Raw genomic sequence first — 24,136 nt, 5'->3', positions numbered from 1 at the left:
GGGCGAGCAAGGTGGAACCGCCGTGCTCGCGGATTCGCGGCCGCAGCCGCCGGTGCTCGCGCTGCGCGCCTCACTCGACAGGCTTTCGGTCCGGCCGCGCTCCATGGCACTACTGGTGGCGGTGCCGATCATCGCGATCGTCGCCGGCGTGCTCGGCTGGGTGTTCGACTGGCGGCTCGGTGTCGACAGCGCGGTGTACCGCGCCGGTGCGGTGACCCTGCTGCAGGGGAATCCGCTCTACGACGGCAACACGCTCGGCCCCGAACCGTGGTGGGCGCTGCTGCCGTTCACCTACCCGCCGACGGCGGCGCTGCTGTTCGTACCGCTGGCCGTGCTCCCCGTGCAGGTCTCCTGGGGTGTGGTCACCGCGATCTCGTTCCTGGCGATGGCGCTGGTGATCCGGGTGACGATCGGCGCACTGCCCCGGCCGTCCGGCGAGCTGCCCCGCTGGGCCTCGCCGGCCCGTACGACTCTGATCTTCGCAATTGTGTGCTTCGCACTCGAACCGGTGTGGCGCACGATCTTCCTCGGCCAGATCAACCTGATCCTGATGGCGCTGATCGTGCTCGACGTGCTCGTCGTCTCCGCGCGCGGCAGCCGGTGGGGCGGGGTCATGGTCGGCGTTGCGGCGGCCGTCAAGCTGACGCCGTTGATCTTCATCCCGCACCTGCTGTTCACCGGCCGTAAGCGGGAAGCCCTGCGCGCGCTGGTCACCTTCTTCGGCCTGCAGGCGCTGATGTTCGCGCTGATCCCCGGCGATGCCTTGCGGTTCTGGACCCACACGATGTTCGACCAGGGGCGCATCGGGCCAATGCACTGGGCCGGCAACCAGTCGCTCAACGGGCTGGTCAACCGGGTCTCCGACCTCGCGCCGTGGTCGTCGATGGCCGCGATGGGCATCGGCGCACTGCTCGCGCCTGCCGCGATCTGGCTCATGCTCCGGTACCACCGTCGTGGGCAGGCGCTCGAGGCGCTGCTCGTGACGGCCTTCTTCGCGCTGCTCGTATCGCCGGTGTCCTGGTCGCATCACTGGGTGTGGGCCGTGCCGCTGATCGTCCTGCTCGTGTCGCGCCTGCCGCAGACCACGCCGGCAACGGCGGGCAAGCGCTGGTTCGCCGCGGCCGCGGTGTTCGTGGTGTTCGTCAGCTGCGTGCTGCTGGTGCTCCCCAACGGCCGCAACCTGGAGCTGCACTGGGCGTTCTGGCAGTTCGTCCTCGGTAGTGCCTACATCCTCATGCCGATCGTGCTCACCGCGGTGCTCGCTGGTCGCTGGCTGTGGCAGCGCAGACGCGCCGAGGCGAACCCCGAGCATCCCGCGGACCTGACGCCTGCTCACTGAGCGCACGTTTAAGCTGGGCTGCGCTATGGATACTCGCACCGGACTCCCCGTCGTCGGCATGGTCGGCGGTGGCCAGCTCGCCAGGATGACTCATCAGGCGGCCATCTCGCTCGGTCAGTCGCTGCGCGTGCTCGCCGCCGGTGAGCACGACTCGGCCGGCCTCGTCGCCGGCGAGGTGGTGTACGGCCACCACACCGACCTGGAAGCGTTGCGTTCGTTCGCGCGCGGCGTCGACGTGGTGACCTTCGACCACGAACACGTCCCTGGGGAGCACCTGCTGACGCTGGCGATGGAGGGCTTCCGGCTGCGGCCGGGTCCCGGCGCGCTGGCCTTCGCGCAGAACAAGCTGCTCATGCGGGAACGGTTGTCGGCACATGGTTTCCCCGGTCCCGCGTTCGCCGAGGTGTCCGAAGTGGACGACCTGGTGAAGTTCGGCGACTCGCACGGCTGGCCGGTGGTGTTGAAGGCGGCGACCGGCGGTTACGACGGCCGGGGTGTCTGGATGGTCGACTCGCCGGAGGACGCGCGCGGGCTCGTGCCCGAGCTGCTGGAGGCGGGTACCGCGCTGCTCGTCGAGGTGAAGGTCCGGATGCGCAGGGAGCTCGCCGCGCTCGTGGCGCGCTCACCGTTCGGGCAGGGCGCGGCGTGGCCGGTCGTGGAGACCGTGCAGCGGGACGGCATCAACACCGAGGTGCTGGCTCCCGCCCCGGGGCTGACGGCGCGGCAGACCCAGGATGCGCAGGACATCGCGCTGCGGATCGCCGCCGAGCTCGACGTGGTGGGCGTGCTCGCGGTCGAGCTGTTCGACACCGACGGCGGGCTGTTGGTGAACGAGCTGGCGATGCGGCCGCACAACTCCGGCCACTGGACGATGGACGGTTCGCGCACCTCGCAGTTCGAGCAGCACCTGCGTGCGGTGCTCGACTACCCGCTCGGCGTGACCGACCTGCTGTCGCCGACCGTGATGGCCAACGTCCTCGGTGCAGGCACGATCCCGGCAATGCGCCCGGACGAGCGGCTGCACCACCTGTTCGCGCGGTTCCCCGACGCGCGCGTGCACCTGTACGGCAAGGGGGAACGGCCCGGTCGCAAGCTCGGCCATGTCAACATGCTGGGGCCGCTGACCGACGAGCTGCGGCAGCGTGCGCGGCTCGCCGCACACTGGCTATCGCATGCCGAATGGCTCGACGGCTACCAGATCCACTGATCCTTTCGAATTACTTCTACTGAGGAGTGACAGCGTGACCGCCCCCGTCGTCGGCGTGATCATGGGCAGCGACTCGGACTGGCCGGTGCTCGAGGCCGCCGGGACCGCGCTCGACGAGTTCCAGGTGCCGTACGAGGTCGGCGTCTACTCCGCGCATCGCACCCCGCAGCGGATGCTCGACTACGCACGCTCGGCTGCCGGCCGCGGCATCAAGGTGATCATTGCGGGCGCCGGCGGTGCGGCGCACCTGCCCGGCATGGTCGCCTCGGCCACGCCGTTGCCGGTCATCGGTGTTCCGGTGCCGCTGAAGTACCTCGACGGCCTCGACTCGCTGCTGTCGATCGTGCAGATGCCGGCAGGCGTGCCGGTGGCGACGGTGTCCGTCGGCGGTGCGCGCAACGCGGGCCTGCTGGCGGTGCGCATCCTCGCCGCGAGCGACGAGCCGCTGCGCGCGCGGATGACCGCGTTCCAGGCGGATCTGGAACAGCTGGTACTGGACAAGGACGCCGCGCTGCGCGCAAAACTGACCCGCTGACGCTCTGCGCCCGGGTGCCCGCTGGCGCGCGAGTCCCCCCGTCCGGTGCGCGAGTCCCCCGCTCGGGTGCGCGAGTCCCCCGCTCCAGCGCGCGAGTTGCCCGTTCGGGTGCGCGAGTCCCCCGGTCCTGCGCGCGAGTTCCCCGGTCCAGGAGGCGAGTTGCCCGCTGGGCGCGCCACCCCCTCATCGGGTGGCCGAGTACGCGCCGGTGTTTCAGTTCTCCGCTTTGCTGCCGAGCGGGAACGCGCAACTCGCGTGCCTGGACGGGCGTTTCGCGGACCTGGACGGGCAACTCGCGTGCCTGGGTGGGGGACTCGCGCGTCGGAACGGGGGACTCGCGGGGGAGAGGTGCGGCCAAAAACACACGGACGTCCGAGTAAACGGCCGCTAACATCCAAACTGGTAGCCGACCGTCCGGAGAAAGGTGGCGAGGTGACCGAGGGTCCTGGGCTCTACCAGCTCGCAGAGGAGCACGAGGAGCTGCGCGCAGCGGTGCGCGCGTTGGCCGAGAAGGAGATCGCCCCGCACGCCGCCGAGGTCGACGAGCAGGAGCGCTACCCCGCCGAGGCGCGGGACGCACTGGTCAAGACCGGATTCAACGCGGTGCACATTCCTGAGCAGTACGGCGGCCAGGGCGCCGACGCGATCGCGGCGTGCATTGTGATCGAAGAGGTCGCACGGGTCGACGCGTCTGCCTCCCTCATCCCAGCCGTCAACAAGCTCGGCACACAGCCCATCCTGCTGGCGGCGTCGGAGGAGCTGAAGAAGCTCGTCCTGCCGTCGATCGCCTCCGGCGAGACGTCGGCCTCCTACGCCCTGTCGGAGCGCGAGGCCGGTTCCGACACCGCGTCAATGCGCACGCGGGCGCGGCTGGACGGGGCGCACTGGGTGCTCAACGGCACGAAGTGCTGGATCACCAACGCCGGCGAGTCGAAGTGGTACACGGTCATGGCGGTGACCGACCCCGACGCGGAGAGGAAGTCGAACGGCATCTCGGCGTTCGCCGTGCATGCCGACGACCCGGGATTCTCGGTGGGGCCGAAGGAACGCAAGCTCGGCATCAAGGGCTCGCCGACGCGCGAGATCTACTTCGAGAACTGCGCCATCCCGGCCGACCGGATCATCGGCGAGCCGGGAACCGGCCTGAAGACCGCGTTGCGCACGCTCGACCACACCCGCCCGACAATCGGCGCGCAGGCGCTGGGAATCGCGCAGGGCGCGCTCGATGCGGCAGTGGCCTATGTCAAGGACCGCAGGCAGTTCGGCAAGGCCATCGCGGAGTTCCAGGGCGTGCAGTTCATGCTGGCCGACATGGGCACCAAGATCGAGGCTGCCCGGCATCTGGTCTACGCCTCTGCCGCGGCCACCGAGCGCGGCGACGCCAGGGCGAGCTTCATGGCCAGCGCGGCGAAGGCCTATGCCTCCGACATCGCCATGGAGGTCACGACCGATGCAGTGCAGCTCTTCGGTGGCGCCGGCTACACCCGGGACTTCCCGGTCGAGCGCATGATGCGCGATGCCAAGATCACCCAAATATATGAGGGAACCAACCAGATCCAGCGCATGGTGATGGCGCGGCAGCTGCTCAAGTAGGTTCGTTCTTTCTGGTTATCGGGCTCGGCCAGGACCTCAGCTCCCAGTAACCTCACCAGACGGCCGCCCTCACCCAGGGGCGGCCGTTTCCATGTTCGCGGCGTATCCGGCGTCATGTTCGGTCGCGCTGCGCTGGTCCTCTAGACGGCTTGCTCCAAAGGGGCGAGGACTGTTGGCAAAAGGAGGACTACGTGCTACCAGCACGACTGAGCAGGAGAGCTGGGCGGGCGCTGGCCCGCATCGCGGGAGGCATGGTCACGGTGGCCGGGGTGGCGACGCTCGCTATGACGGCTGTCGCACCGGGTGCCGCCGCGCAGGAAGAGCAGCCGGTGGGCTGCGGGTATGCGGCGAGCGGCCCTGAGGCATCCACGATCTGCTGGCTCGATATGACGGGCTTCAACGAACCAGCCGCACGAACCGCCGGCGGACAGAACATGACTGTCGGCCTGCCCGGGGGATACGTTCTTACTTACAACCTGAGGATCACTGACGTTGGTGCGCCTTACGTGCCGCAACCGATCCAATCGAGCCCAGTCCCGACCTACCCGCCAGCCCATTTCGGGACCGGGCTGTATCCGGGGATTCCTGGCCAACCGGCCCTGTACCCGACGCAGTCTGTGCAGTCCGGCGCCTGGTCCGCGCTCCTGCAGAACATCGCGCTCAGGGACTCCAGCGGAGCGCAGGTGCAGGGGTTCGCGATGGTTGCGGCCGATGCGGAGGCCACCGGCCTCAACGAGCAAATGCGATTCGAGTCGAGCTCGCCCTTCACCCGCCTCGATCCCGATGATCCCACCAGAACGACCTGCGGTACGGCACTGACCGGGATCGGAACGGGTCTCGTCGACTGCCAGGGAAGCGGAGGTGGCCCTGGTATCGGCGGCTACGGAGCGCTCACTCTCAAAACGCTGTCGCCGACGACGATGCGTGTCACGATGATCGAGAGCGTCAACCACGCCGGCCGCGAAGGTGTGGCCTTCGGAATTCAGACCAGCAAGCTCACCCTGAACAAGGACGTGGCCAGCCGCGCCGGTGCCGCCGACTCGTTCGACGTCTCGGTGACCTCCCCTGAGGGCACCCCCGTGGGCACAGCGAGTACGGGCACCGGCAACACGGCGTCCACGGGTGCACTCACCGTGCTGCCGCGGGAGAACGGCACCGGCTACACGCTGAGCGAAACCGGCACCAACCTTGGCGCCTACGCCCAGTCCTGGGCATGCAGCAACGCCGCCACCGGCAGCAGCACCCCGCTGCCGTCCGGAACCGGCACCAGCCAGCAGGTCTCACCGCAACCCGGTGACGACATCACCTGCACCATCACCAACACCTCCACCCCGCCGGTACCCCTGATGCCCTGGCAAGCCGCACTCGGTGCGCTGGTCTTGGCCGGTGGCGGATGGCTGGTCTTCCGCCGCAAGGAGGCCGCCACCACCACCTGATCACGTTCAACGGTTCGAGACAACACCAGAGGGCGGCTGCGTCGAACCCTCGACGCAGCCGCCTCCCTTTATACCTGGGTACGGCGCTGCTCCGTGTTGTCGTATTTGCGGACCGCGAATGTATATGCCTCGTCCAGCAGTTCGCGAACGAATGGCCAGCTCTGCTGCGGATTGAGCACACCCACCCAGTTCTGCCTGGCATAAACCGGATGCGGGAAAAGGGCGTCGACAGCGGTTGCGTCGTATTCTTCCGCAGGGTTCACCAGTTCTCGAAATCGGGTCCGTGGCAATCCGATGTTCAGCCGAAACACCCCGGGTCGATCGAGGTTTGAGGCCGCATCGTAGGTGTCGGAGGTGACGATCGTGGCCCAGGGCATTTGGCGCTCCGGCGGAAGATCACCGCGCGGGTCGTAAACCGCGAAGGTGTCTCCGTGCGCTTCTAAAAGCCGAGTGCCGCTGTGAGAAGCGAGTTCTTGACGAATTTGATCAATATCCACTGAGCCAATTGAGCACATTATTGCCGATTGGCGCCCAATGCAAGTGATGTATATCACTTGCGTGACGGGCTCAGGACACCTCGACTGTTGTCCGTTCCGCGGCTCGGTGGCCGGGCAGCTTCTCGGCGGCGGGGTTGGTGACCTGGACGAGGTGGGCGCCCGCGGACAGCGGCGCGAGCAGGACATCCACCACGCCGTCCGGCAGCGTCCACTCCCGCGTCGAGAGCACCCGGTCACCGGCGCCGATGCCGAGCTGACCTGCGCGTGTCTTGGCGTGCGCGAGCACATCGTCCACAGTGGAGCCCAGGAGAACAGGCGTGTCTCCGGCGATCGGGAACAGCGGCGCGAAGTCGTCGCCGGCAAGGCGGGCCTCGGACAGGTAGTCCACCGCGCCTGCCGGTACCGAGCCGCCGAGCCCGCGGCCGAGTGGGTCGAGCGCCACCACCGCGGTGGCGTCGGCCTGGCCGACGGCGGCGTCCGGGCCGACGAATGCCACCCTGGCGCCGCTGGGGTCGCCGACCACGTGCGCACCACACCACCAGGCGCCGAGCAGCACGCCGGCCGTCTGCCAGTGCGCAGGCAACGCGACGGCAACATCGTCGCCCGCTTCGACGTCGAACTCCTCGACCAGCCAGTTCGCCGTCTTGGCCGCCCAGTTCGCCAGCGTCGCGACCGACAGCTCGATGCGGCTGCCCAGCGCGTCGTCGTAGTGGGTGAGCAGCGGCCGTGCCGCGGCGGAGGTCAACAGTGGACGCAGCAGGTGCTCGGTCAGGCTCACCACGCCAACTTAGTTGACGCAGGGAACGCTTGCGGCGGCGAGCAACTCTGGCCTGCCTGCCGGTGCCGATCCGCCGCCCTGCTGCTGCGTCACAGGGGACACCAGCCCGTCCACGAACGTGCGGACCTGCCCGACGTCGACGGTGATGATGCTCTGCCCGTCCGCGCTGCGCGCGCCGACCTGCACGACCGGGATCGTCACGAACTCGATGTCGCCGGAGGCGATGCCCTCTGCCTGCTCGGCGAAGCGCAGCAGGTCCAGGTCGGGGTCGAGCACCAACGACCGGTACACGGTCTCGGTGAGCCGGTCGAGGCGGTCCGGGCTCGTCAGTGTGCCGGCGGAGAGCACCTGCTTCAGCGCCGAGGACAGGAACACCTGCTGGCGGACGATCCGGTCGAGGTCACCGCGCGGCAGGTTCTTGCGCTGCCGCACGAACGACAGCGCCTCCCCACCAGACACCACCTGCGGGCCAGCGGCGAAGTTCGCACCGGAGTCCTTGTCCACCGTCGCGTGGTTCAGGCACACCTCCACGCCGCCGAGAGCCTCGGTGAGCAGGTAGAACCCGAGTAGGTTCACCTCGGCGTAGTGGTCGATGCGGACCTGGGTGAAGTCCTGCACCGCGGCGACCAGCGCTCGGCGCCCGGCCTGGTTCGACTCCCGCTCGACCTCGGCGCTGTCGGTCATGCCCTCGGCCCGCAACCGCGTCGTGGCGGCCACTTTCGCCGCCCCGTACGCAGAGTTGATCTTCGCTTGGCCGCCTTGCGGCACGTCGACCCAGGTGTCCCGCGGGATCGAGACGGCAGCCGGCTTGCCGCCGTCCTTCGGGATACGCAGGATGATCAAGGTGTCGGTGTTGACGCCGTCCTTGCTCTCCGTGCGTAGCTCCTTGAGCATGTCGAGCGGAAGCGGGTTGCCCCGCATGTCGGTGCGGGAGTCGGCGCCGACGAGCAGGATGTCGGTGGCCCCGTCGTCCTCCGGAGGCGGCGGCGCGACGTGCTCCTCGCCGTGGTTCTGCTGGAGCGCGTCGGTGGTCTGCACGTTGTCCTGCAACTGATCCAGCGTCGTGTAGGCGAAGCCGGTGGCGGCCAGCGCGCTGACCGACAGCAGCGCCACGGCCGTGCGGGTGGCGCCGCGCAGGACCCTGCGCAGACGTCGGGGCGGATCGGCGGGCGCGGGATCAGCCGAGCGCGGGTACGGGGTCGGGACCGGCCGCTCAGGAGTGTCCGCGGGGTCGGCGGCTGCCTGCCCGGTGTCCTCCGCGGACGGCTCGGACGCCTCGCGTCTCGCCTCGCCCTCGTCCACGCTGGCTCCTCCCCACCCCGCGTGCGATCCCGGTCGACCAGCTTAGTTGACGCACGGCACATCCCCGGCGGTTATTGGTTCCTCCGTCGTGTCCTGCGCTTGGCGGCTCAGGTTCGCCTGGGTGAGGAACTGCGCGCCGCCGCTGGCGATGTTGGCCGCGGGCGCCACTTCTGCGCCGAGGTGAAAATCGCTGCCGAGGAACACCTGGAGCTGGCCGGACGGCACCTCGGCGTCGGACTCGGTGAGGATGTCGGCGCCGAGTGCCTGCTGGATCAGCGCCACCGCGCCGTCGTCGGTGGGGGAGTAGCGCACGACAGTCTGGTTTAGAGTGTCCACTGTGGCCGAACTTTCGCCCTGGAAACCCTTCTGTTGCAACAGGTGCCGCACCTCGGGTCCGAGGTTGGCATCGCCAGAACCGTTGTAGATGTCAGCCGTGTACGCCTCGGCGCCTGTGACGACCTGCGTCGTCGAGGAGGGCGGTTCCTCCCCGCCCGTGATCAGCCCGTTGGTGAATTGGCGCACCTGGTCGATGTCGATCTCGAGTACAGCGGCGCCACCGATCATCGCGTTGCCGAGGACCGGGATCGTGTGGAACTCGACGTTGCCACCGCTGAGGTTGCGCATCTGCGCGGCGAACTGCAGCAGGTCCCAGTCCTTTGACAGCACCACGGACTTCTGCACCGCCCCCACCACATCGCTGAGCCTGGCGGGGTTGAGCAGGACGTCGGCGGAGAGCATCTTGCGCACCAGGCCGGACAGGAACGCCTGCTGCCGCGCGATGCGGTCGAGGTCACCGTTCTCCAGCCCGTAGCGCTGCCGGACGAACGCGAGCGCCTGCACGCCTTGGAGGCTCTGCCGTCCCGCCGGCAGGTTCACACCGGAGTTGCGCTCCCGCACCGCGTTGTTCAGGCACACCTCCACGCCGCCGAGTGCGTTGGTGACCTCGTAGAAACTCGCCAGGTTGACCTCGGCGTAGCGATCGATGAGGCCGGGTTTGCCGAGTAGCTGCTCGATGGTGGCGATCAGGTTCCGGCGCCCCGCGACCTTGGCCTGCTCATCGGCGGCCTGCAGGTCGTCCTCGCCCTGTTGCAGCAGTGTGTTGAAGGTGTCGTTGTAGGCGTAGACGAAAGCGCTGTTGAGCTTGTGATTGCCGTAACCGCCCGCGAGCTCCACCCACGAGTCACGCGGGAACGAGATGGCGACAGCCCGCGTGCCGTCCTGCGGGATGTGCACCAGGATCATCGTGTCGGTCTGCCGCTCGCCGGTCGCCTCGCCGGCATGCAACCTGTCGAGGACCTCCTGGGGGAGCGGGTTGCCCTGCGCGTCAGTGCGGCTGTCCTGCCCGACGAGCAGGATGTCGATCGCGCCGTCCAGCGGCACCGCCTGCGGGTCCTGTTCGCCGTCGAAGACGTCGGTCGTCGTGAGCCCGGAGTTGACACTGCCGACGAACTGCCAGCCGTAGAAGGTGAGCGCGAGCATGGCTACGGAGAGAAGTGAGATGACGACCTTGCCGCCCAGTAGAACGAAGGCGCCCGCCCTCCGCCTGGGGCGTCCGGCCGGAGTGGGCGTGCCCGTCGTCGTGTCCGGCACCGCCGCGTCCGCCTCCTCGACCGGTACCCGCGGCGAGCCGGTCACGTGTGCTCCTCCCCGTCGATACCCCGTTCCACATTACTGATCTACTTGTGAGAACACCGTTCGATCACGAAACGTTGCCTGGATGAAACGTTTCCCCGACGGCGTGACATGGCAAACTGCGCGAACCAGCTGGAGGAGGCGGACAAGATGCGGGTCCTGGTGACCGGAGGTGCCGGTTTCATCGGATCGCACTACGTGCGGCAGGCGCTCACCGGCGCGTACCCGGCGCTGCGCGACGCCGAGGTGGTCGTGCTGGACAAGCTGACCTACGCAGGCAGCGAGACCAACCTCGCGCCGGTCGCGGACAGTACCCGGTTGCGTTTCGTGCGTGGCGACATCTGTGACGCCGGCGTGGTCACCACTGTGATGAAGGGCGTCGACCTCGTCGTGCACTTCGCCGCTGAGTCCCATGTGGACCGTTCGATCCTCGGCGCCGCCGACTTCGTGCTCACCAACGTGCTCGGTACCCAGACATTGCTGCAGGCTGCACTGGACGCGGGAGTGCAGAAGTTCGTCCACGTGTCGACGGACGAGGTGTACGGCTCGATCGAGGGGGGCTCATGGCACGAGGACCACATCCTCGAGCCCAACTCGCCGTACTCGGCGTCCAAGGCCTCGTCGGACCTGCTCGCCCGCGCGTTCCACCGGACCTACGGGCTCGCCGTGTGCGTCACGCGGTGCTCGAACAACTACGGCCCGTACCAGTTCCCGGAGAAGGTCATCCCGCTGTTCGTGACGAACCTGCTCGACCGGATTCCGGTGCCGCTGTACGGCGACGGTCTCAACGTGCGTGACTGGCTGCATGTGGACGATCACTGTCACGGCATCCAGCTCGTCGCCGAGTCCGGCAGGCCAGGGGAGATCTACAACATCGGCGGCGGCACGGAACTGACGAACCGGGAGCTCACCGAGCGCCTGCTGGGCGAGGTCGGTGCGGGCTGGGAGATGGTGCGCCCGGTGGCGGACCGCAAGGGGCACGATCGGCGCTACTCCGTGGACATCGGCAAGATCAGTACCGAGTTGGGTTACAGTCCCCGGATCGACTTCGCGACCGGTCTGGCCGACACTGTGCGCTGGTACGCGGAGAACCGGGCATGGTGGGAGCCCCTCAAGTCCCGCGCCGCGATCACCGGAGGGTAGGCACCATGGCTTTGGCTGTTCTCGTTCCTGGCGGCTCAGGCCAGCTCGGGCGCGACCTCGCCGCGCGCGCGAGCGACGACGTGGAGGTGCGCGCACCCGGTTCCGCGGAACTCGACGTGACCCGGCCCGGCGCCATTGTCGATGCGGTGACCCAGCTCGCCGAGTCCGCACACGCGGCAGGCCGGTTCCCCGTCGTCATCAACGCCGCCGCCTATACCGCCGTGGACGCGGCGGAGTGCGACGAGGCTCGGGCGTTCGCCGTGAATGCGGACGGGCCGCGCGTGCTCGCCGCGGTCTGCTCGTCGCGCCGGGTGCCGCTGGTGCACGTCTCGACCGACTACGTCTTCGGCGGCGACGCGACTCAGCCGTACGAACCGGACTCCCCACTCGGCCCGCGCAGCGCTTACGGCAGGACCAAGGCGGCCGGGGAGGACGCCGTCCTCGGTTCCGGCGCGCGGGCGTGGGTGGTGCGCACCGCCTGGGTGTACGGGGCCGGCGGTGTCAACTTCGTGAAGACCATGGTGCGCCTGGAAAGCGAACGCGATCAGGTGTCCGTTGTGGACGATCAGCATGGCTCGCCGACGTGGTCTGCCGACCTGGCCGCCGGGCTGCTCGAACTCGCAGGGCGCATTGCGGTGGGGGAGGGGCCCGCGCGGCGGGTCCTGCATTGCACAGGCGGCGGCGACACGACCTGGTTCGGGTTCGCGCGGGCGATCTTCGAGGAGCTGGGCGCCGATCCCGACCGGGTGCGTCCCTGCACGACCGCCGAGTTCCCGCGGCCAGCACCGCGCCCCGCGTACTCGGTGCTCTCCGGTGTCGCGTCGGCTGAGGAGGGGCTCACGCCCCTGCGCCCGTGGCGCGAGGCGCTCGCGGCCTACTTCGCCGAGCACGGCGCGGCACTGCGCACGGCCTGACGCGCGAGTTGCCCGCTGCGGTCGGCGAGTCGCCCGCTCCGGTCGGCGAGTCCCCCGGTCTGGCGGGCGAGTTGCCCGCTGCGGTCGGCGAGTCCCCCGGTCTGGCGCGCGAGTCCCCCGGTCTGGCGCGCGAGTCGCCCGCTCCGGCGTGCTAGGCGTCCACGGCCTTGCGGTAGGCAGTCACGGTTGCCTCGGCACAGCGCCGCCAGGTGAAGCTCGCCGCGTGTGCCCGGCGGGTCGCCGCCGTGGACGCCGCGTTCGGTTCGGACACGGCCGCCCGAAGCTCGCTGGTCAGCCCGTCGACGTCGCCGTAGGGCACCAGGTGCGCGAGCCCGCCGGACACTTCCCGCAGCGCGGGAACGTCCGTGCAGACCACCGGCACGTCGCAGGCCATCGCCTCGAGTATCGGCAACCCGAAGCCCTCGTCGCGGGACGGCAGCACCAGTGCGGAGGCACCGGCCACGACGCGCTGGAGGTCCAGATCGGACAGATAGCCGACGTGCTGGGTACGGTCGGACGCGGGGAAGGTGCCAGGACCGGCGAACACCAGCGGCGGAAGGTCGGCGTCGGTCGCGTGGGCCTTCATCAGCCAGCTGAGGCCCTTGCGCGGGCCCGCCGCCCCGGCGAACAACAGATACCGGGGCGGCAGGCCCAGCCGTTCCCGCACATCCTCACTCGGCGGGCGCGCGGCGAACCAGCCTGCGTCAACGCCGAGCGGCGTGATCTCGATCTTGCCACGGTCAACGTCCAGCCGCTCGGCGACCGCGTCCGCGACAGCCGCGGTCGGCGTGCAGATGACGTCGGCGCGCGTGGCGCCCCGGCGCACGAGTTGCGGCAGCTCGGCGTCGCTCGGCGGCAGCTCGTCCGGCGCGTCGAAGAACGCCAGGTCGTGGATCGTGAGCACGCCGGCGGCGCGGAAGGTACCGGGCAACACGAAATTGGTGCCGTGCACGACGTCGGTCGGCCCGGCGAACAGCTCCACCGGAGGGAAGGTCGAGCGCAGCCACGTCTTGCGCAGCAGCCGTGCGGCGACCGGCATCCCGCGGGCACGCACCCCGTGCGGCAGCACCTTGCGTAGCTTGCGCCAGCCGCGCAACGTGAACGCAACCGCGCGCGTGTCCACTCCGGACAGTGAAGCGAGCTCTTCGGACAGTGACGCCGTGTAGCGCCCGATGCCGGTGCGGTCGCCCAGCAGCGGGGTGCCGTCCAGCAGTACGCGCAGGTCGGCCCTAGCCACGGCGCAGTCCCCGGCGAGCTAGTTTGCGGACCCGCCCGCTCGCGCGCCGCGCGAGCTCCACCGGGCCACCGTCCGCGAGGTACTCCCTGATCAGCGCGAGGTCGCGGCGCACGAGTTCCTTGCCCCGCAACGGTTCCGCCAGCGCCAGGTCCGTCGCGCCGGGAAGCCGGTCGGCCGCTGGCCGCGGGTTCCGGCAGAACTCCACGAGCGGTTCGAGCACGCGTGGCCAGGTGTAGCGTTGCGCGACAGCGGCGATCCGCTCCCGGCAGCCGTTCGCGAACTCGGTGTCGTACAACGAACGCTCCAATGCGTCCGCGAGAGCCTCGACGTCCTCCGCGGGCACCACCACGCCCAGGTTCTCGCTGCGCACGAGGTCCGCGAACGCATCCCCGTCGGTGGTCACGATCGGCAGCCCGGCCCACAGGTAGTCCAGCACCCGGGTGCGGAACGCGAACGTCGTCTCGACGTGCTCGAAATGCGTGGTCACCCCGCAGTCCGCGTCGAGCAGCCAGTTCTGCCGTTCGTCGTAGGGCACCCACTGCTCGTTGAAGAACACGTGCTTGCCGGTGAGGCCGAGCGAGTCGGCGAGGCGGATCGTCCGCGAGCCGATGTCCATCTCCGCGACCTCCGGATTCGGATGCCGCATGCCGAGGAACACCAGCCGAACGTCCGGACGGCGGGTGCTCAGCCGTTCGATCGCCCGCACCAGCGTCAGCGGGTCGAACCAGCTGTACACGCCCCCCGCCCACAGCACGACGTGATCGGTCTCGGCGATCCCGTCCAGACTTGCCCGCAGGCCGGGCCCCGTGCGCTGCGGCGGCTGCGGCGACAGGCCGAAGGGCACCACCGACAGCAGTGACTGCGTGGTCGGGTCCGCGTCGTAGAGCCGGGGGGAGAGCCTGCCGAGCGCGGCGAGGTGGCCCAGCCAGAAGTGACGCTGGCGCTGCGAGGCGCACACGAAGAAGTCGCCGCGTTCGAGCTGGGCGTCGAGCACCTTGGTGACGCCGGCGAGGTCGGCGGCCCGCCGGTCGTCGGGCGCATCCTTGCCCTGTTCGAGCAGCTCCAGATGCATTGGGTCGTACAGGTCGCACACCACGATCTTGTGTGCGTACTCCTCTTTGAGCGCCGGTGCCAGCTCCAGCACGTGGCCCTGCAGGATCACGATGTCGGCCCACGCGATGGGCTCCATCAGGTCACGGCGGCAGGCCGCGCTCACCCGGAACGGAGCGGGCGGTGGGTCCGCCAGCGGGTTCACGGTCACGAGCCGGACGTCGTGCTCACCGGCGAGCACGCTGGCGATGTTCCAGGCCCTGATCGCCGGCCCCGCCATGCGCTCGGTGATCGCGTCCCCGGTGATCACGAGCACCTTGCGGCGCTGACCGAACGCCTCCTGGATGCCGAAGACCGCGACGAGGATGTCGTGTGCCGCGAGGTAGCGCGGCAACGGGTAGGCGGGCTCCAGTGCGTTGCGCAGCAGCGGCAGCAGGTCTGCGTCGGTACGGACACGCGCCGCCTGCTCGGTGGCGCGCGCCTCGGCGAGTGCGGGCAGCAGCTCCACGAACTGGTCGACGGCCAGCACGCCGGCCAGCGCACTGCGTGGCACCGGGACCGGATCGGTCTCGGCGGGACCCACTCCGCGCTGGAGGTCGAGCTGTGTGGCATCGAGCTCGCCCCGCGCGGTGGCCCGGCGCACCGTCAGGGCCAGCGCGGCGGGCAGTGCCTTGGCCAGTGTCTCGTCGGCGAGGTTCTTGTAGAGCGCGCACAAAGCGTTGCGCTCCAACAGGAAGGTCTCCCGGCCGCTGTCCGGTGTGTCCACTGCGGACATCGTGCCGTGGTGCCGGTGGTAGGCGATCGACTCGGGTACGTAGCGCACCCGCCAGCCGCGCAGGTTCATGCGCCAGCCCAGGTCGACGTCCTCGTAGAACATGAAGAACCGCTCGTCGAACCCGCCGAGCTCGGCGAACACGCCCGCCCGTACGAACATCGCCGAGCCGGTGCCGAACAGCACGTCCTTGGTGAGCTCGTGCTCATCCCGAGGGACCTCCGCGATCGGGCTACCCGCGTGGCGCTTGTAGCCCATCCCGAACCAGGTGAGGCCGCCGTCGACGAAGTCGGTGCCGGTGCCATCCCAGTCGAGGACCTTGCTGGCCACGGCACCTACCGTCGGCTCAGCACGCAACACAGCCACGGCCGCGTTGATCCACTCCGGGCCGGGGCGCGCGTCGTTGTTGAGGAACGCGAGTACGGTGCCCGACGCCTCACCGGCGCCGAGGTTGCAGCCGCCGGCGAAGCCGAGGTTCGCCCCGGCCTCGATGATCCGGGCACCCGGTACGGCCGCCCGGATGCGGGCGGCGTCATCACCAGGGGAGGCATTGTCGACGCAGATGATCTCCACCCGTGGGTAGTCCAGCTCCCCCAGGGCACGCAGGCAGGTGATCGTGTCGTCGGCGCCGCGGTAGTTCACCACGATGACTGTGACCAGCGGCTGTGTGGTGTCGCCCTGCGCCAAGGCCGCGCTCCTCATTTTCTCTTCCCGCGCTGCTGACGAGCGCGGTCCCCACCTTGGCCAGAGAGCTTATCCGGAGGTCCAGCGCCGCCACAGGACGCCTCGGTTCACGGTGGCGCGTGTCCCGATCGCTCGGCGCTCACGCAGCGTTGCGGGTAGCCGGATCGCGACCTCGCCCAGCACCCGGCAGCGCAACAAGAGCCGGAAATTGGCGGCTTTCGGTACACGTCTGCGTACGGGTAGTGACGCTGTGATGCCTGCGAAACGCACCCATTCGCGCAACGCGACGGGCAGTGGGGCGCAGCGCAGGAGCATGAGGAGCCGGTTGCGCTCGTTCCACCGGTGGAACCGCGCCGAGCCCGGGCGGGTGCTCGCACCGTGCCGATGTCGCACGACCGCGTCCGGCACTGCGGCGATGTCCCAGCCGGTGAGCCGCAGCCGCCATGCGGTGTCGGTGTCCTCGTAGTAACAGAAGAAGCTCGCCGGTACACCGCCTGTGTCTCGCAGCACAGCCGTGCGCAGCAGCGCGGCGCCCCCGCAGAACCCGAACGGCGTGCCGGGTGCCGTCAGGTCGGCGCCGTAGCCAAGCGCCGTCAGCCCGACGCCGAGCGACTGCACCGTGCCGTCCGGGTACTCCAGGCGCGATGCCGCGGCGGCGACGCCAGGCCGCATCGCCTTCTCCAGTGCCGCCAGCCAGCCCGGTTCCGGTGCCGCATCGTCGTTGAGCCAGGCAACGTACTCGGTGTCCACACGGGACAATGCGGCCGCGATACCGCCGGCGTAGCCGGTATTTCGGGGCAGGCGGAGTACCTCCGGGCGGGACGGGTGCCTCGCGAGCAACTCGGCCGTGCCGTCGTCGGACGCGTTGTCGACCACCAACGTCCGGTGTGGACGATCCTGCGCAGCGAGCGCGTCGAGGCAGTCGGCGAGGTGTGCCGCGCCACGCCAGGTGACGACGACGACGGTGGTCCGGAGCACGCGGGCAGAATAGCGCCGTGCCCGAACTAGTCGTGATCGCCGAGCAGCTGCTGGCCCCGGTCCCCGGTGGCACCGGCCGCTACACGGCTGAGCTGCTGCGCGCGCTGGCTGCGACGGTGCCCAGTGCGTGGACGCTGTCCAGCGTGGTGGCAGCCCGCGCGGACATCGAGGCCGCACGCGTGGCTGGTGTGCGCGGGCCCCGGCGGCTGCCGTTGCCGCCACGTGGACTGGTCGCGGCATGGCAGTACGGGCTGCCGTTGTGGCCGGGCGGCGCCGCCGTGCACGCGCCGACCCCGCTGGCGCCGCCTCGCGCCCCACGGGGCGCGACGCTGTCGGTGACCGTGCACGACACCGTGCCGTGGACGCATCCGCAGACCCTCACCGCACGCGGGGTGCGCTGGCACCGCTCGATGATCGCCAGGGCAGCCGCGCGGGCGGATGCGCTCGTGGTGCCGACACAGGCGGTCGCACACGAGCTCGCCGGGTACGTCACCGGCCCCGCGGCGGTTCACGTCGTCGGCCACGGCGTCACCGAGTTCGGCGCACCAGCGCCGGTCGATCTGCCCGAGCGCTACGTGCTGGCCGTCGGCACACTCGAACCGCGTAAGGGAATCGATGTGCTCATCAAGGCCATGGCCGGGCTCGCCGAGCCGTTGCTGCTCGCCGGGCAGCCCGGCTGGGGTGGTCTGGACCCACTGCGCCTCGCCCGCGAGGCGGGGCTGCGCGAAGGGCAGGTGCGGTTACTGGGCAGACTCACCGATGCCGAGCTCGGCACCGTGCTGCGGGGAGCGAGTGTGCTGGCCGCGCCCAGCCGGGCGGAAGGTTTCGGGTTGCCGGTACTGGAGGCCATGGCAACGGGGGTACCGGTCGTGCACTCCGACGTACCGGCACTCGTCGAGGTCGCCGGCGGTGCCGGCGTGACGGTGCCGCGTGGCGATTCCGAAGCGCTGGGCGCGGCACTTCGGGAGGTGCTCTGGACGCCGCAGCGAGCCGCCGAGCTCGCCGCGGCCGGGCGAGCACGGGCGTCGGCGTTCTCCTGGCGGCGGGCCGCCGAGGCGGTCTGGGCAGTGCACACCGGGTCACGCTGACCGCTAGTTTGTTGGATCCTTCCCGTCCGAGCGGCGCGGGGCCGTAGTCTGCACAGGTGGCAGAACCACGCGTGCTGATCGACGCCACGGCCGTGCCAGCCGACCGTGGCGGCGTTGGCCGCTACGTCGACTCGCTGGTCGCGGCCCTCGACCGGGATGGAGCCGCCATCACGGTCGTGTGCCAGCCGCGGGACGAACAGCTCTTCGCCCAGCTCGCTCCGGCCTCGCGAGTGGTCCGGACCGCGGAGACGATCGCAACCAGAACGGCGCGGCTGACCTGGGAACAGACAACGCTGCCACGGCTTGCCCGCAGACTCGGCGTGGACGTGGTCCACTCCCCGCACTACACGATGCCGCTCGCCAGCCGGGCGGCATCTGTCGTGACCTTGCACGATGCGACGTTCTTCACCGATGCGTTACTGCACTCGTCGGTGAAGGCGCGGTTCTTCCGTGCGTGGACGACCACCGCGTTGCGCCGGGCGTCGCTGTGCGTCGTGCCGAGCGCCGCGACGGCGGAGGAGCTGGCGCGCGTCACCCGGGGACGCCGGGCCGACCTGGAGATCATCCAACACGGCGTGGACACCGAACGCTTCCACCCGCCCTCGCCCGAGGAGATCCGCGCGGCTCGCGATGCCGTCGGGTTGGGCAACATGCCTTATGTGGCGTTCCTCGGTGCGCTCGAGCCCCGCAAGAACGTACCGGCGCTCATCCGTGGTTTCGCGCTCGCGGTGGCCGACCAGCCCGATCCCCCCGCGCTGGTGCTCGCGGGGCAGCCCGGCTGGGACCGGCAGGTGGAGAACGCGCTCGACGCCGTACCGCATCGGCTGCGCGTGATCCGGGCCGGGTACCTGCCTTTCGAGACGCTTGCCGGGTTCCTCGGCGGTGCCGAGCTCGTCGCGTACCCGAGCCTGGGGGAGGGGTTCGGGTTGCCCGTACTCGAGGCGATGGCGTCGGGGGCCTGCGTCCTCACCACGCGCAGGCTCGCGCTGCCGGAGGTCGGCGGCGACGCGGTGGCGTACTGCGGCGTGGGCGCCGGTGATGTCGCGGCGGCGTTGCGGGAACTGCTCGCCGACCCGTCGGGGCGCGCGGCGCTTGCCGAGGCCGCGCAACGCAGGGCGAAGGAGTTCTCCTGGGCGTTGAGCGCCGAGCGACACCGGGTCGCATACGAGCTGGCCTGGCACCGGCACCGCGCTGCCTCGGCGTGACTGCTGGTTGTGCCTGGTTGCGGCTGGTTGTAGCCCGCTGGGGCGAGGTTCCGGTAGAGCCGAGTAGGAAAGCCCGTGACGTGTCCGGACGGTCGTCTCGCGGGCTTTTCGCTTGTCACAGCGATCCACAGCTTCCGTTCGTCGTCGGCGTTACGGTGGTCCCGGAATCCAGCGCCCCGCACATCTTGCCCGGTGCTGAGCTACCGACCGTGACACGTGCACAATGGCAGCGTGACCGAGCCGAAGACGTACGGCGACGGCGTCGCCGTGGTGACCGTGACGTACTCGCCCGGCGAGACGCTCGAGCGTTTCCTCGACACGCTCGACAAGGCCACCGACCGGGACGTCCACGTGGTGCTTGCCGATAACGGGTCCGTTGATGGTGCGCCCGAGAAGGCCGCCGAGCGCGCCAACGTGCAGTTGGTGAGCACCGGCGCGAACCTCGGTTACGGTGCGGCCGTCAACCGGGGCGTCGCCGAGCTGGGCGATGACATCGGCTGGGTGGTCATCGCCAACCCGGACCTCGAATGGGATCCCGGCTCGCTCGACACGCTCCTCGACGCTGCCAAGCGGTGGCCGCGCGGCGGCGCGTTCGGCCCGCTGATCCGGGAACCCGACGGCACGGTGTACCCGTCGGCGCGGTTGCTGCCCTCGCTCGGTCGCGGCATCGGCCACGCACTCTTCGGCAAGGTCTGGCCCGGCAACCCGTGGACTCGCGCCTACCGGCAGGAGAAGGCGCAACCGGCCGAGCGCACTGCCGAGTGGCTGTCCGGTTCGTGTCAGCTCGTCCGGCGCGCCGCATTCGACTCGGTCGACGGCTTCGATCCGCGTTACTTCATGTACTTCGAGGACGTCGACCTCGGCGACCGGCTGGGCAAAGCGGGCTGGCTCAACGTCTACATCCCGTCGGCCGGTGTCATGCACATAGGTGGACAGGCGACGTCGAAGGCGTCGGCGCGGATGCTCGCCGCGCACCACGACAGCGCCTACCGCTACCTCGCCGACCGGCACCGCGGGCTGCTGTGGAAGCCAGCGCTCGCCGTCATCCGGATCGGCCTTGCGGTACGGCTGCGCCTGGAGACCCGCCGCGCTTGACGGGTCCCCAGGCACTGGTGCTGATCGGTCAGCAGCACACGCCGTTGGGGGTGCTGTCGAGGTCGTCAAGGTCGTCAAGGTCGTCAAGGTCGTCAAGGTCGTCAAGGTCGTCAAGGTCATCGAGGTCGTCAAGGTCCTTGAGGTCCTTGAGGCTCCAGTTGTCGCCAGTGATGTGGGCGTCACCGGTAACGCCGTAGCCCTCACCGTCGAGGTCGCTACCGTAGTTGTCAGCGCCGGCCGGGACGGCGGCGAGGGCGAGCGCGCCGGCGGCGAGCACGCCCGTGAACAGCCCGGCGACCGTGGTGCGGATGGTCCGCTTCATTGTGATTCCTCCCTGGAGTGGATGGCCTTTCGATCATCGAAGCCAGGGCGAACGAGAAGCGAACGCGAGTCGGTGCGCACCAACCATCAATGGTGCAGCTCACCGACCGGACACAAGGGACAGTGTCGGTGCGCTACGGGAGTCACAGGCCTTCGAGGCGGCGGGCGACGTTCGACCGGGAGGGCACGGCGCGCGTGGTCGGGACCAAACCGCTGATCTCGGTCTGCTCGAACTCCGGTTCGCGTGCCAGGTCCTGCCGCGGTGGCGGTGGATCGATCCGCGAGGTCGGCGGTGACTCAGCCAGATGGCTGTCGTTGCTCGCGATCATCGACGCGGGCAGCTTGGTCGTCGTATCGGGGTCCTGCCCCTCGTCCAGTTGCCGTACCACCGCACCCGGGATCTGCTGGGTGTTCGCGGCATCCATCGGCGACGTCATGTTGTCCGGCGTCACCACGCCCGCGCGCGCCTGTGCTCGGGATAGCACGGCGTTCGCCCGATCGCGGGGGTCCATGCCCTCGCCTCCCCGTACTTCACCGAGGCCCTCTCTGTCCGGGGCCGCCGCGTTGCTGTCTAGGGTAGGGCCTCCGGCCGGTTACCGTCAGCGTTTCCCCCGGTTTGTCGCCGGTTTGCTGGCGGGCGCTAGAAAGAGAAGGTGCTCGCGATGACATCCGTTTCCGGAGCCGATGCGGTGATCCTCGTCGGCGGCAAAGGTACCCGGCTGCGCCCGCTCACGCTCTCGGCGCCGAAGCCCATGCTGCCGATCGCCGGTGCGCCTTTCCTGTCGCACCTGCTGTCGCGCATCCGTGCGGCGGGGATCACCCACGTCGTGCTCGGCACCTCGTACCGGGCCGAGGTGTTTGAGGACCACTTCGGTGACGGTTCCGCGCTGGGGCTGGAGATCGACTACGTCGTCGAGGAGGAGCCGCTCGACACCGGCGGTGCGATCCGCAACGTCGCGGACCGGCTCCGTGCCGATGACGTGCTGATCTTCAACGGCGACATCCTCTCGGGTGCCGATCTCGGTGCGCTGGTCGGCACGCACCGCGACAGTGGTGCCGACGTCACGTTGCATCTTCAGCGGGTCGCCGACCCCAGCCGGTTCGGCTCGGTGCCCACCGACGAAAACGGGCGGGTGACGGCGTTTCTGGAGAAGACCCCGAACCCGCCGACCGACCAGATCAACGCGGGCTGCTACGTGTTCCGCCGAGAGGTGATCGAGTCCATTCCCGCGGGACGCCCGGTGTCGGTCGAGCGTGAGACCTTTCCGGGCTTGCTCGCCGCGGGCGCGCATGTGCACGGCTTCGTGGACAGCTCCTACTGGCTCGATGTGGGTACGCCGGAGGCGTTCGTGCGTGGTTCGGCCGATCTGGTCCGTGGCATCGCGCCGACGTCGGCCCTGCCGGGGCCGGTCGGCGAGGCACTGCGGCTGGACGACACCGAGGTGGCGGAGGACGCGAAGGTGACAGGAGGCTCCACGCTCGGTGCCGGTTCCGTCGTCGGTGCGGGTGCGCAGGTCTCCGGCTCCGTTCTCTTCGCCGGGGCGCGGGTGGAAGATGGAGCCGTGGTGGAGCGATCGGTCGTTGGTGCCGGTGCGCGTGTGGGTGCCGGTGCGGTCGTGCGCGGGGCCGTGCTCGGTGACGGTTCCTCGGTGGGCGCGCGGTGCGAGCTGATCGACGGCGCGAGGGTTTGGCCGGATGTCGAGCTGCCGCCGGGATCGATCCGGTTCTCCAGTGACGCCTGAATCGGCTCGGGTCTGGGAGCCGACGTTCCCAGTCGACCTCGCCACAGGCCTCGCGCCGCTGCGGCGGGGACGGGCCGACCCCTGCCTGCGCAAGGACGACGCGGGCCGGGTGTGGCTCACCGGCAACACCGCCGAGGGCGCCGCGACGCTGGTTCTCGCCTGCCGCACCGGCGGTGTTGTCGAGGCGAAGGCGTGGGGTCGCGGCGCGCGGATCATGCTCGACGGGGTGCCCGCGCTGCTGGGCGCCGACGATGACGACACCGGTTTCGTCGCCCACCACGATGCCGTCGCCTGGGCCAGGCGGCGCTTGCCGCTGCTCCGGCTCGGCGCGACCGGGCGGGTGTGGGACGTGCTGATCCCTGCGGTACTGGAGCAGAAGGTCACCGGTCACGAGGCGCGCCGGTCGTGGCGTGAGCTGTGCCGGTGGTTCGGTGAGCCGGCCCCTGGCCCCGCGCCGGCCGGAATGCGCGTGCCACCGACACCCGCTGCCATCCGGTCCATTGTGGAGTGGAACTGGCACAAGCTCGGTGTCGACCTGGCCCGCAGGCGCGCGTTGCTCGGAGCGGCGGCTGTCGCCCACCGCTTGGAGAAGGCGGTCGAGTTGCGCGGTGCTGAGGGGCGGGCCCTGCTGCGGAAGGTTCCCGGCATCGGCGTGTGGACGGCCGCGGAGATCGCCCAAAGGGCATGGGGCGATCCGGATGCGGTCAGTTTCGGCGACTTCCACATCCCGGCGGTCGTCGGGCACGCGCTCGTCGGCAGAGCACTCGACGACGAGGGTATGCACGCGGAGCTCGCACCGTACGCTCCGCAGCGCCAGCGCGTGGTGCGATACCTGGAGGCCGCAGGGTTCTCCCGGCCGCGGTTCGGCCCGCGGCACGCCGTCCGGGACTACCGCGCCATCTGACGGTAGGCCTGGACCAGCTGTGCCTCGGCCTCACTGAGGTAGGTCTCGAGCAGGCGTTCGGCCTCGCCGAACTCACCGCGGCTGAGCAGGTCGGTGATGCCTCGATTCAGCACGATGTAGGGCTCGTGGAACTCCCGTGGCCGGGACATCACATGGAAACCGAGCCGTAGCTCCGCGACCACCTGTCGCATGATCTCGTCCAGTCGTGGACTGCAGGCGAGGGCCGTAATTGCCTGGTGGAACCGCATGTTCGCTGTCCCGACGTCGAGCCAGCGCTCCTCAGCAGCGGCCTGAACAGCGGCCTGCACCTCGGCGACGACGGCCGCGATCTGCTCGGGCGCTGCGGTCCCGGCGCAGCGGATGGCACCAACCTCGAGTAGGCGCCGCGTGCGGTAGAGGTCCTGCACATCGTCGACGCTCAACACGCGAACGAACACCCCCCGGTGGAACTCGTGCACCAGCAGGCGCTCGTGCACCAGCAGCCGGAATGCCTCGCGCAACGTGTTGCGGGACACCGACAGCGCGCGCCCGGCGCTTCCCTCGGACAACCGGGTACCCGGCGGGAGCCCGCCTTCGATGATGCGCTGCCGCAGGACGTCGGCGACGCGTTCGGCCGTGCTCGTGCGGTCGAGCAGCGAGCGGTCGCCCGTGAGTAGCTCCACCCACGGGTCTGTGGCGGTCATG

Annotated in this window: 22 protein-coding genes; 12 read left to right on the top strand and 10 right to left on the bottom strand. The window is 69.8% G+C overall.

The genetic code is table 11. From position 1 onward, the window contains the following. Window positions 1-103: 103 nt before the first annotated feature. The 5 genes from ABZ863_RS14610 (at window position 104) to ABZ863_RS14590 (ending at window position 6,110) form a co-directional block, all read left to right on the top strand. Window positions 104-1,339: a glycosyltransferase 87 family protein gene (locus ABZ863_RS14610; protein WP_358535396.1), complete on the top strand. Its 1,236-nt coding sequence runs from the start codon at window positions 104-106 to the stop codon at window positions 1,337-1,339. A gap of 25 nt (window positions 1,340-1,364) precedes the next feature. Next, window positions 1,365-2,546 carry a 5-(carboxyamino)imidazole ribonucleotide synthase gene (locus ABZ863_RS14605; RefSeq protein ID WP_358535285.1) on the top strand — a complete coding sequence of 394 codons (1,182 nt, stop codon included), beginning with the start codon at window positions 1,365-1,367 and terminating at the stop codon, window positions 2,544-2,546. A gap of 34 nt (window positions 2,547-2,580) precedes the next feature. Next, on the top strand, window positions 2,581-3,081 hold the full coding sequence (gene purE, locus ABZ863_RS14600; protein WP_358535283.1) for a 5-(carboxyamino)imidazole ribonucleotide mutase: 501 nt from the start codon (window positions 2,581-2,583) through the stop codon (window positions 3,079-3,081). A 432-nt stretch (window positions 3,082-3,513) separates the two neighbouring features. After that, on the top strand, window positions 3,514-4,674 hold the full coding sequence (locus ABZ863_RS14595) for an acyl-CoA dehydrogenase family protein (RefSeq protein WP_358535281.1): 1,161 nt from the start codon (window positions 3,514-3,516) through the stop codon (window positions 4,672-4,674). A gap of 191 nt (window positions 4,675-4,865) precedes the next feature. Next, on the top strand, window positions 4,866-6,110 hold the full coding sequence (locus tag ABZ863_RS14590) for a hypothetical protein (RefSeq protein WP_358535279.1): 1,245 nt from the start codon (window positions 4,866-4,868) through the stop codon (window positions 6,108-6,110). Between the two features lie 68 nt (window positions 6,111-6,178). Here the strand turns inward: ABZ863_RS14590 and ABZ863_RS14585 are convergent, their stop codons facing one another. The 4 genes from ABZ863_RS14585 to ABZ863_RS14570 all read right to left on the bottom strand — a co-directional run bounded on the left by ABZ863_RS14585 (window position 6,179) and on the right by ABZ863_RS14570 (window position 10,322). Next, on the bottom strand, window positions 6,179-6,607 hold the full coding sequence (locus tag ABZ863_RS14585; RefSeq protein ID WP_358535277.1) for a DUF6194 family protein: 429 nt from the start codon (window positions 6,605-6,607) through the stop codon (window positions 6,179-6,181). A gap of 70 nt (window positions 6,608-6,677) precedes the next feature. Beyond that, window positions 6,678-7,385 (bottom strand): TIGR03089 family protein, encoded by a 708-nt coding sequence (locus ABZ863_RS14580; protein WP_358535275.1) that lies wholly within the window; start codon window positions 7,383-7,385, stop codon window positions 6,678-6,680. Between the two features lie 9 nt (window positions 7,386-7,394). Further along, on the bottom strand, window positions 7,395-8,687 hold the full coding sequence (locus tag ABZ863_RS14575) for an LCP family protein (RefSeq protein WP_358535273.1): 1,293 nt from the start codon (window positions 8,685-8,687) through the stop codon (window positions 7,395-7,397). A gap of 42 nt (window positions 8,688-8,729) precedes the next feature. Next, window positions 8,730-10,322, bottom strand: coding sequence for an LCP family protein (locus ABZ863_RS14570; RefSeq protein WP_358535271.1), 1,593 nt, complete (start codon window positions 10,320-10,322; stop codon window positions 8,730-8,732). Between the two features lie 147 nt (window positions 10,323-10,469). Between ABZ863_RS14570 and rfbB the strand changes: the two genes are divergently transcribed. Beyond that, on the top strand, window positions 10,470-11,462 hold the full coding sequence (rfbB, locus tag ABZ863_RS14565) for a dTDP-glucose 4,6-dehydratase (RefSeq protein WP_358535394.1): 993 nt from the start codon (window positions 10,470-10,472) through the stop codon (window positions 11,460-11,462). Between the two features lie 5 nt (window positions 11,463-11,467). After that, a complete protein-coding gene (gene rfbD, locus ABZ863_RS14560; RefSeq protein ID WP_358535269.1) occupies window positions 11,468-12,376 on the top strand; it encodes a dTDP-4-dehydrorhamnose reductase in 909 nt (302 codons plus the stop codon). Window positions 12,377-12,527: 151 nt separating this feature from the next. On the opposite strand, the gene ABZ863_RS14555 is transcribed toward rfbD, so the two are convergent. The 3 genes from ABZ863_RS14555 to ABZ863_RS14545 form a co-directional block, all read right to left on the bottom strand. Then, window positions 12,528-13,613 (bottom strand): glycosyltransferase family 1 protein, encoded by a 1,086-nt coding sequence (locus ABZ863_RS14555; RefSeq protein WP_358535268.1) that lies wholly within the window; start codon window positions 13,611-13,613, stop codon window positions 12,528-12,530. Next, a complete protein-coding gene (locus tag ABZ863_RS14550; RefSeq protein WP_358535266.1) occupies window positions 13,606-16,122 on the bottom strand; it encodes a glycosyltransferase in 2,517 nt (838 codons plus the stop codon). Before ABZ863_RS14550 ends, ABZ863_RS14555 begins: the two co-directional genes overlap by 8 nt. 66 nt (window positions 16,123-16,188) lie before the next feature. Continuing rightward, the gene (locus ABZ863_RS14545) at window positions 16,189-17,097 is read right to left on the bottom strand and encodes a glycosyltransferase family 2 protein (protein ID WP_358535264.1); all 909 of its coding nucleotides are present in this window, start codon (window positions 17,095-17,097) and stop codon (window positions 16,189-16,191) included. A gap of 17 nt (window positions 17,098-17,114) precedes the next feature. On the opposite strand from ABZ863_RS14545, the gene ABZ863_RS14540 reads away from it, so the two are divergent. The 3 genes from ABZ863_RS14540 to ABZ863_RS14530 all read left to right on the top strand — a co-directional run bounded on the left by ABZ863_RS14540 (window position 17,115) and on the right by ABZ863_RS14530 (window position 20,485). Then, window positions 17,115-18,185 (top strand): glycosyltransferase family 1 protein, encoded by a 1,071-nt coding sequence (locus ABZ863_RS14540; protein WP_358535262.1) that lies wholly within the window; start codon window positions 17,115-17,117, stop codon window positions 18,183-18,185. A 71-nt stretch (window positions 18,186-18,256) separates the two neighbouring features. Then, window positions 18,257-19,390, top strand: a complete 1,134-nt coding sequence (locus tag ABZ863_RS14535) for a glycosyltransferase family 1 protein (RefSeq protein WP_358535392.1) — start codon at window positions 18,257-18,259, stop codon at window positions 19,388-19,390. Between the two features lie 231 nt (window positions 19,391-19,621). Next, window positions 19,622-20,485 carry a glycosyltransferase family 2 protein gene (locus ABZ863_RS14530; protein ID WP_358535260.1) on the top strand — a complete coding sequence of 288 codons (864 nt, stop codon included), beginning with the start codon at window positions 19,622-19,624 and terminating at the stop codon, window positions 20,483-20,485. A gap of 28 nt (window positions 20,486-20,513) precedes the next feature. Here the strand turns inward: ABZ863_RS14530 and ABZ863_RS14525 are convergent, their stop codons facing one another. Next, window positions 20,514-20,807 carry a hypothetical protein gene (locus ABZ863_RS14525; RefSeq protein WP_358535258.1) on the bottom strand — a complete coding sequence of 98 codons (294 nt, stop codon included), beginning with the start codon at window positions 20,805-20,807 and terminating at the stop codon, window positions 20,514-20,516. A gap of 142 nt (window positions 20,808-20,949) precedes the next feature. Continuing rightward, window positions 20,950-21,318 carry a hypothetical protein gene (locus tag ABZ863_RS14520; protein ID WP_358535256.1) on the bottom strand — a complete coding sequence of 123 codons (369 nt, stop codon included), beginning with the start codon at window positions 21,316-21,318 and terminating at the stop codon, window positions 20,950-20,952. A gap of 150 nt (window positions 21,319-21,468) precedes the next feature. On the opposite strand from ABZ863_RS14520, the gene ABZ863_RS14515 reads away from it, so the two are divergent. Then, complete coding sequence (locus ABZ863_RS14515) at window positions 21,469-22,548, top strand: NDP-sugar synthase (RefSeq protein ID WP_358535254.1); 1,080 nt, start codon at window positions 21,469-21,471, stop codon at window positions 22,546-22,548. Further along, the gene (locus ABZ863_RS14510; protein WP_358535252.1) at window positions 22,538-23,452 is read left to right on the top strand and encodes a DNA-3-methyladenine glycosylase 2 family protein; all 915 of its coding nucleotides are present in this window, start codon (window positions 22,538-22,540) and stop codon (window positions 23,450-23,452) included. Before ABZ863_RS14515 ends, ABZ863_RS14510 begins: the two co-directional genes overlap by 11 nt. Here ABZ863_RS14510 and ABZ863_RS14505 read toward each other — a convergent pair. Next, window positions 23,437-24,135: a GntR family transcriptional regulator gene (locus ABZ863_RS14505; RefSeq protein ID WP_358535250.1), complete on the bottom strand. Its 699-nt coding sequence runs from the start codon at window positions 24,133-24,135 to the stop codon at window positions 23,437-23,439. The genes ABZ863_RS14510 and ABZ863_RS14505 overlap by 16 nt on opposite strands. Between the last annotated feature and the right edge of the window lies 1 nt (window position 24,136).

The sequence above is a fragment of the Saccharomonospora sp. NPDC046836 genome, assembly GCF_040645195.1.
GTDB lineage: Bacteria > Actinomycetota > Actinomycetes > Mycobacteriales > Pseudonocardiaceae > Prauserella_A.
This window is presented reverse-complemented; position numbering and strand designations above follow the sequence as displayed.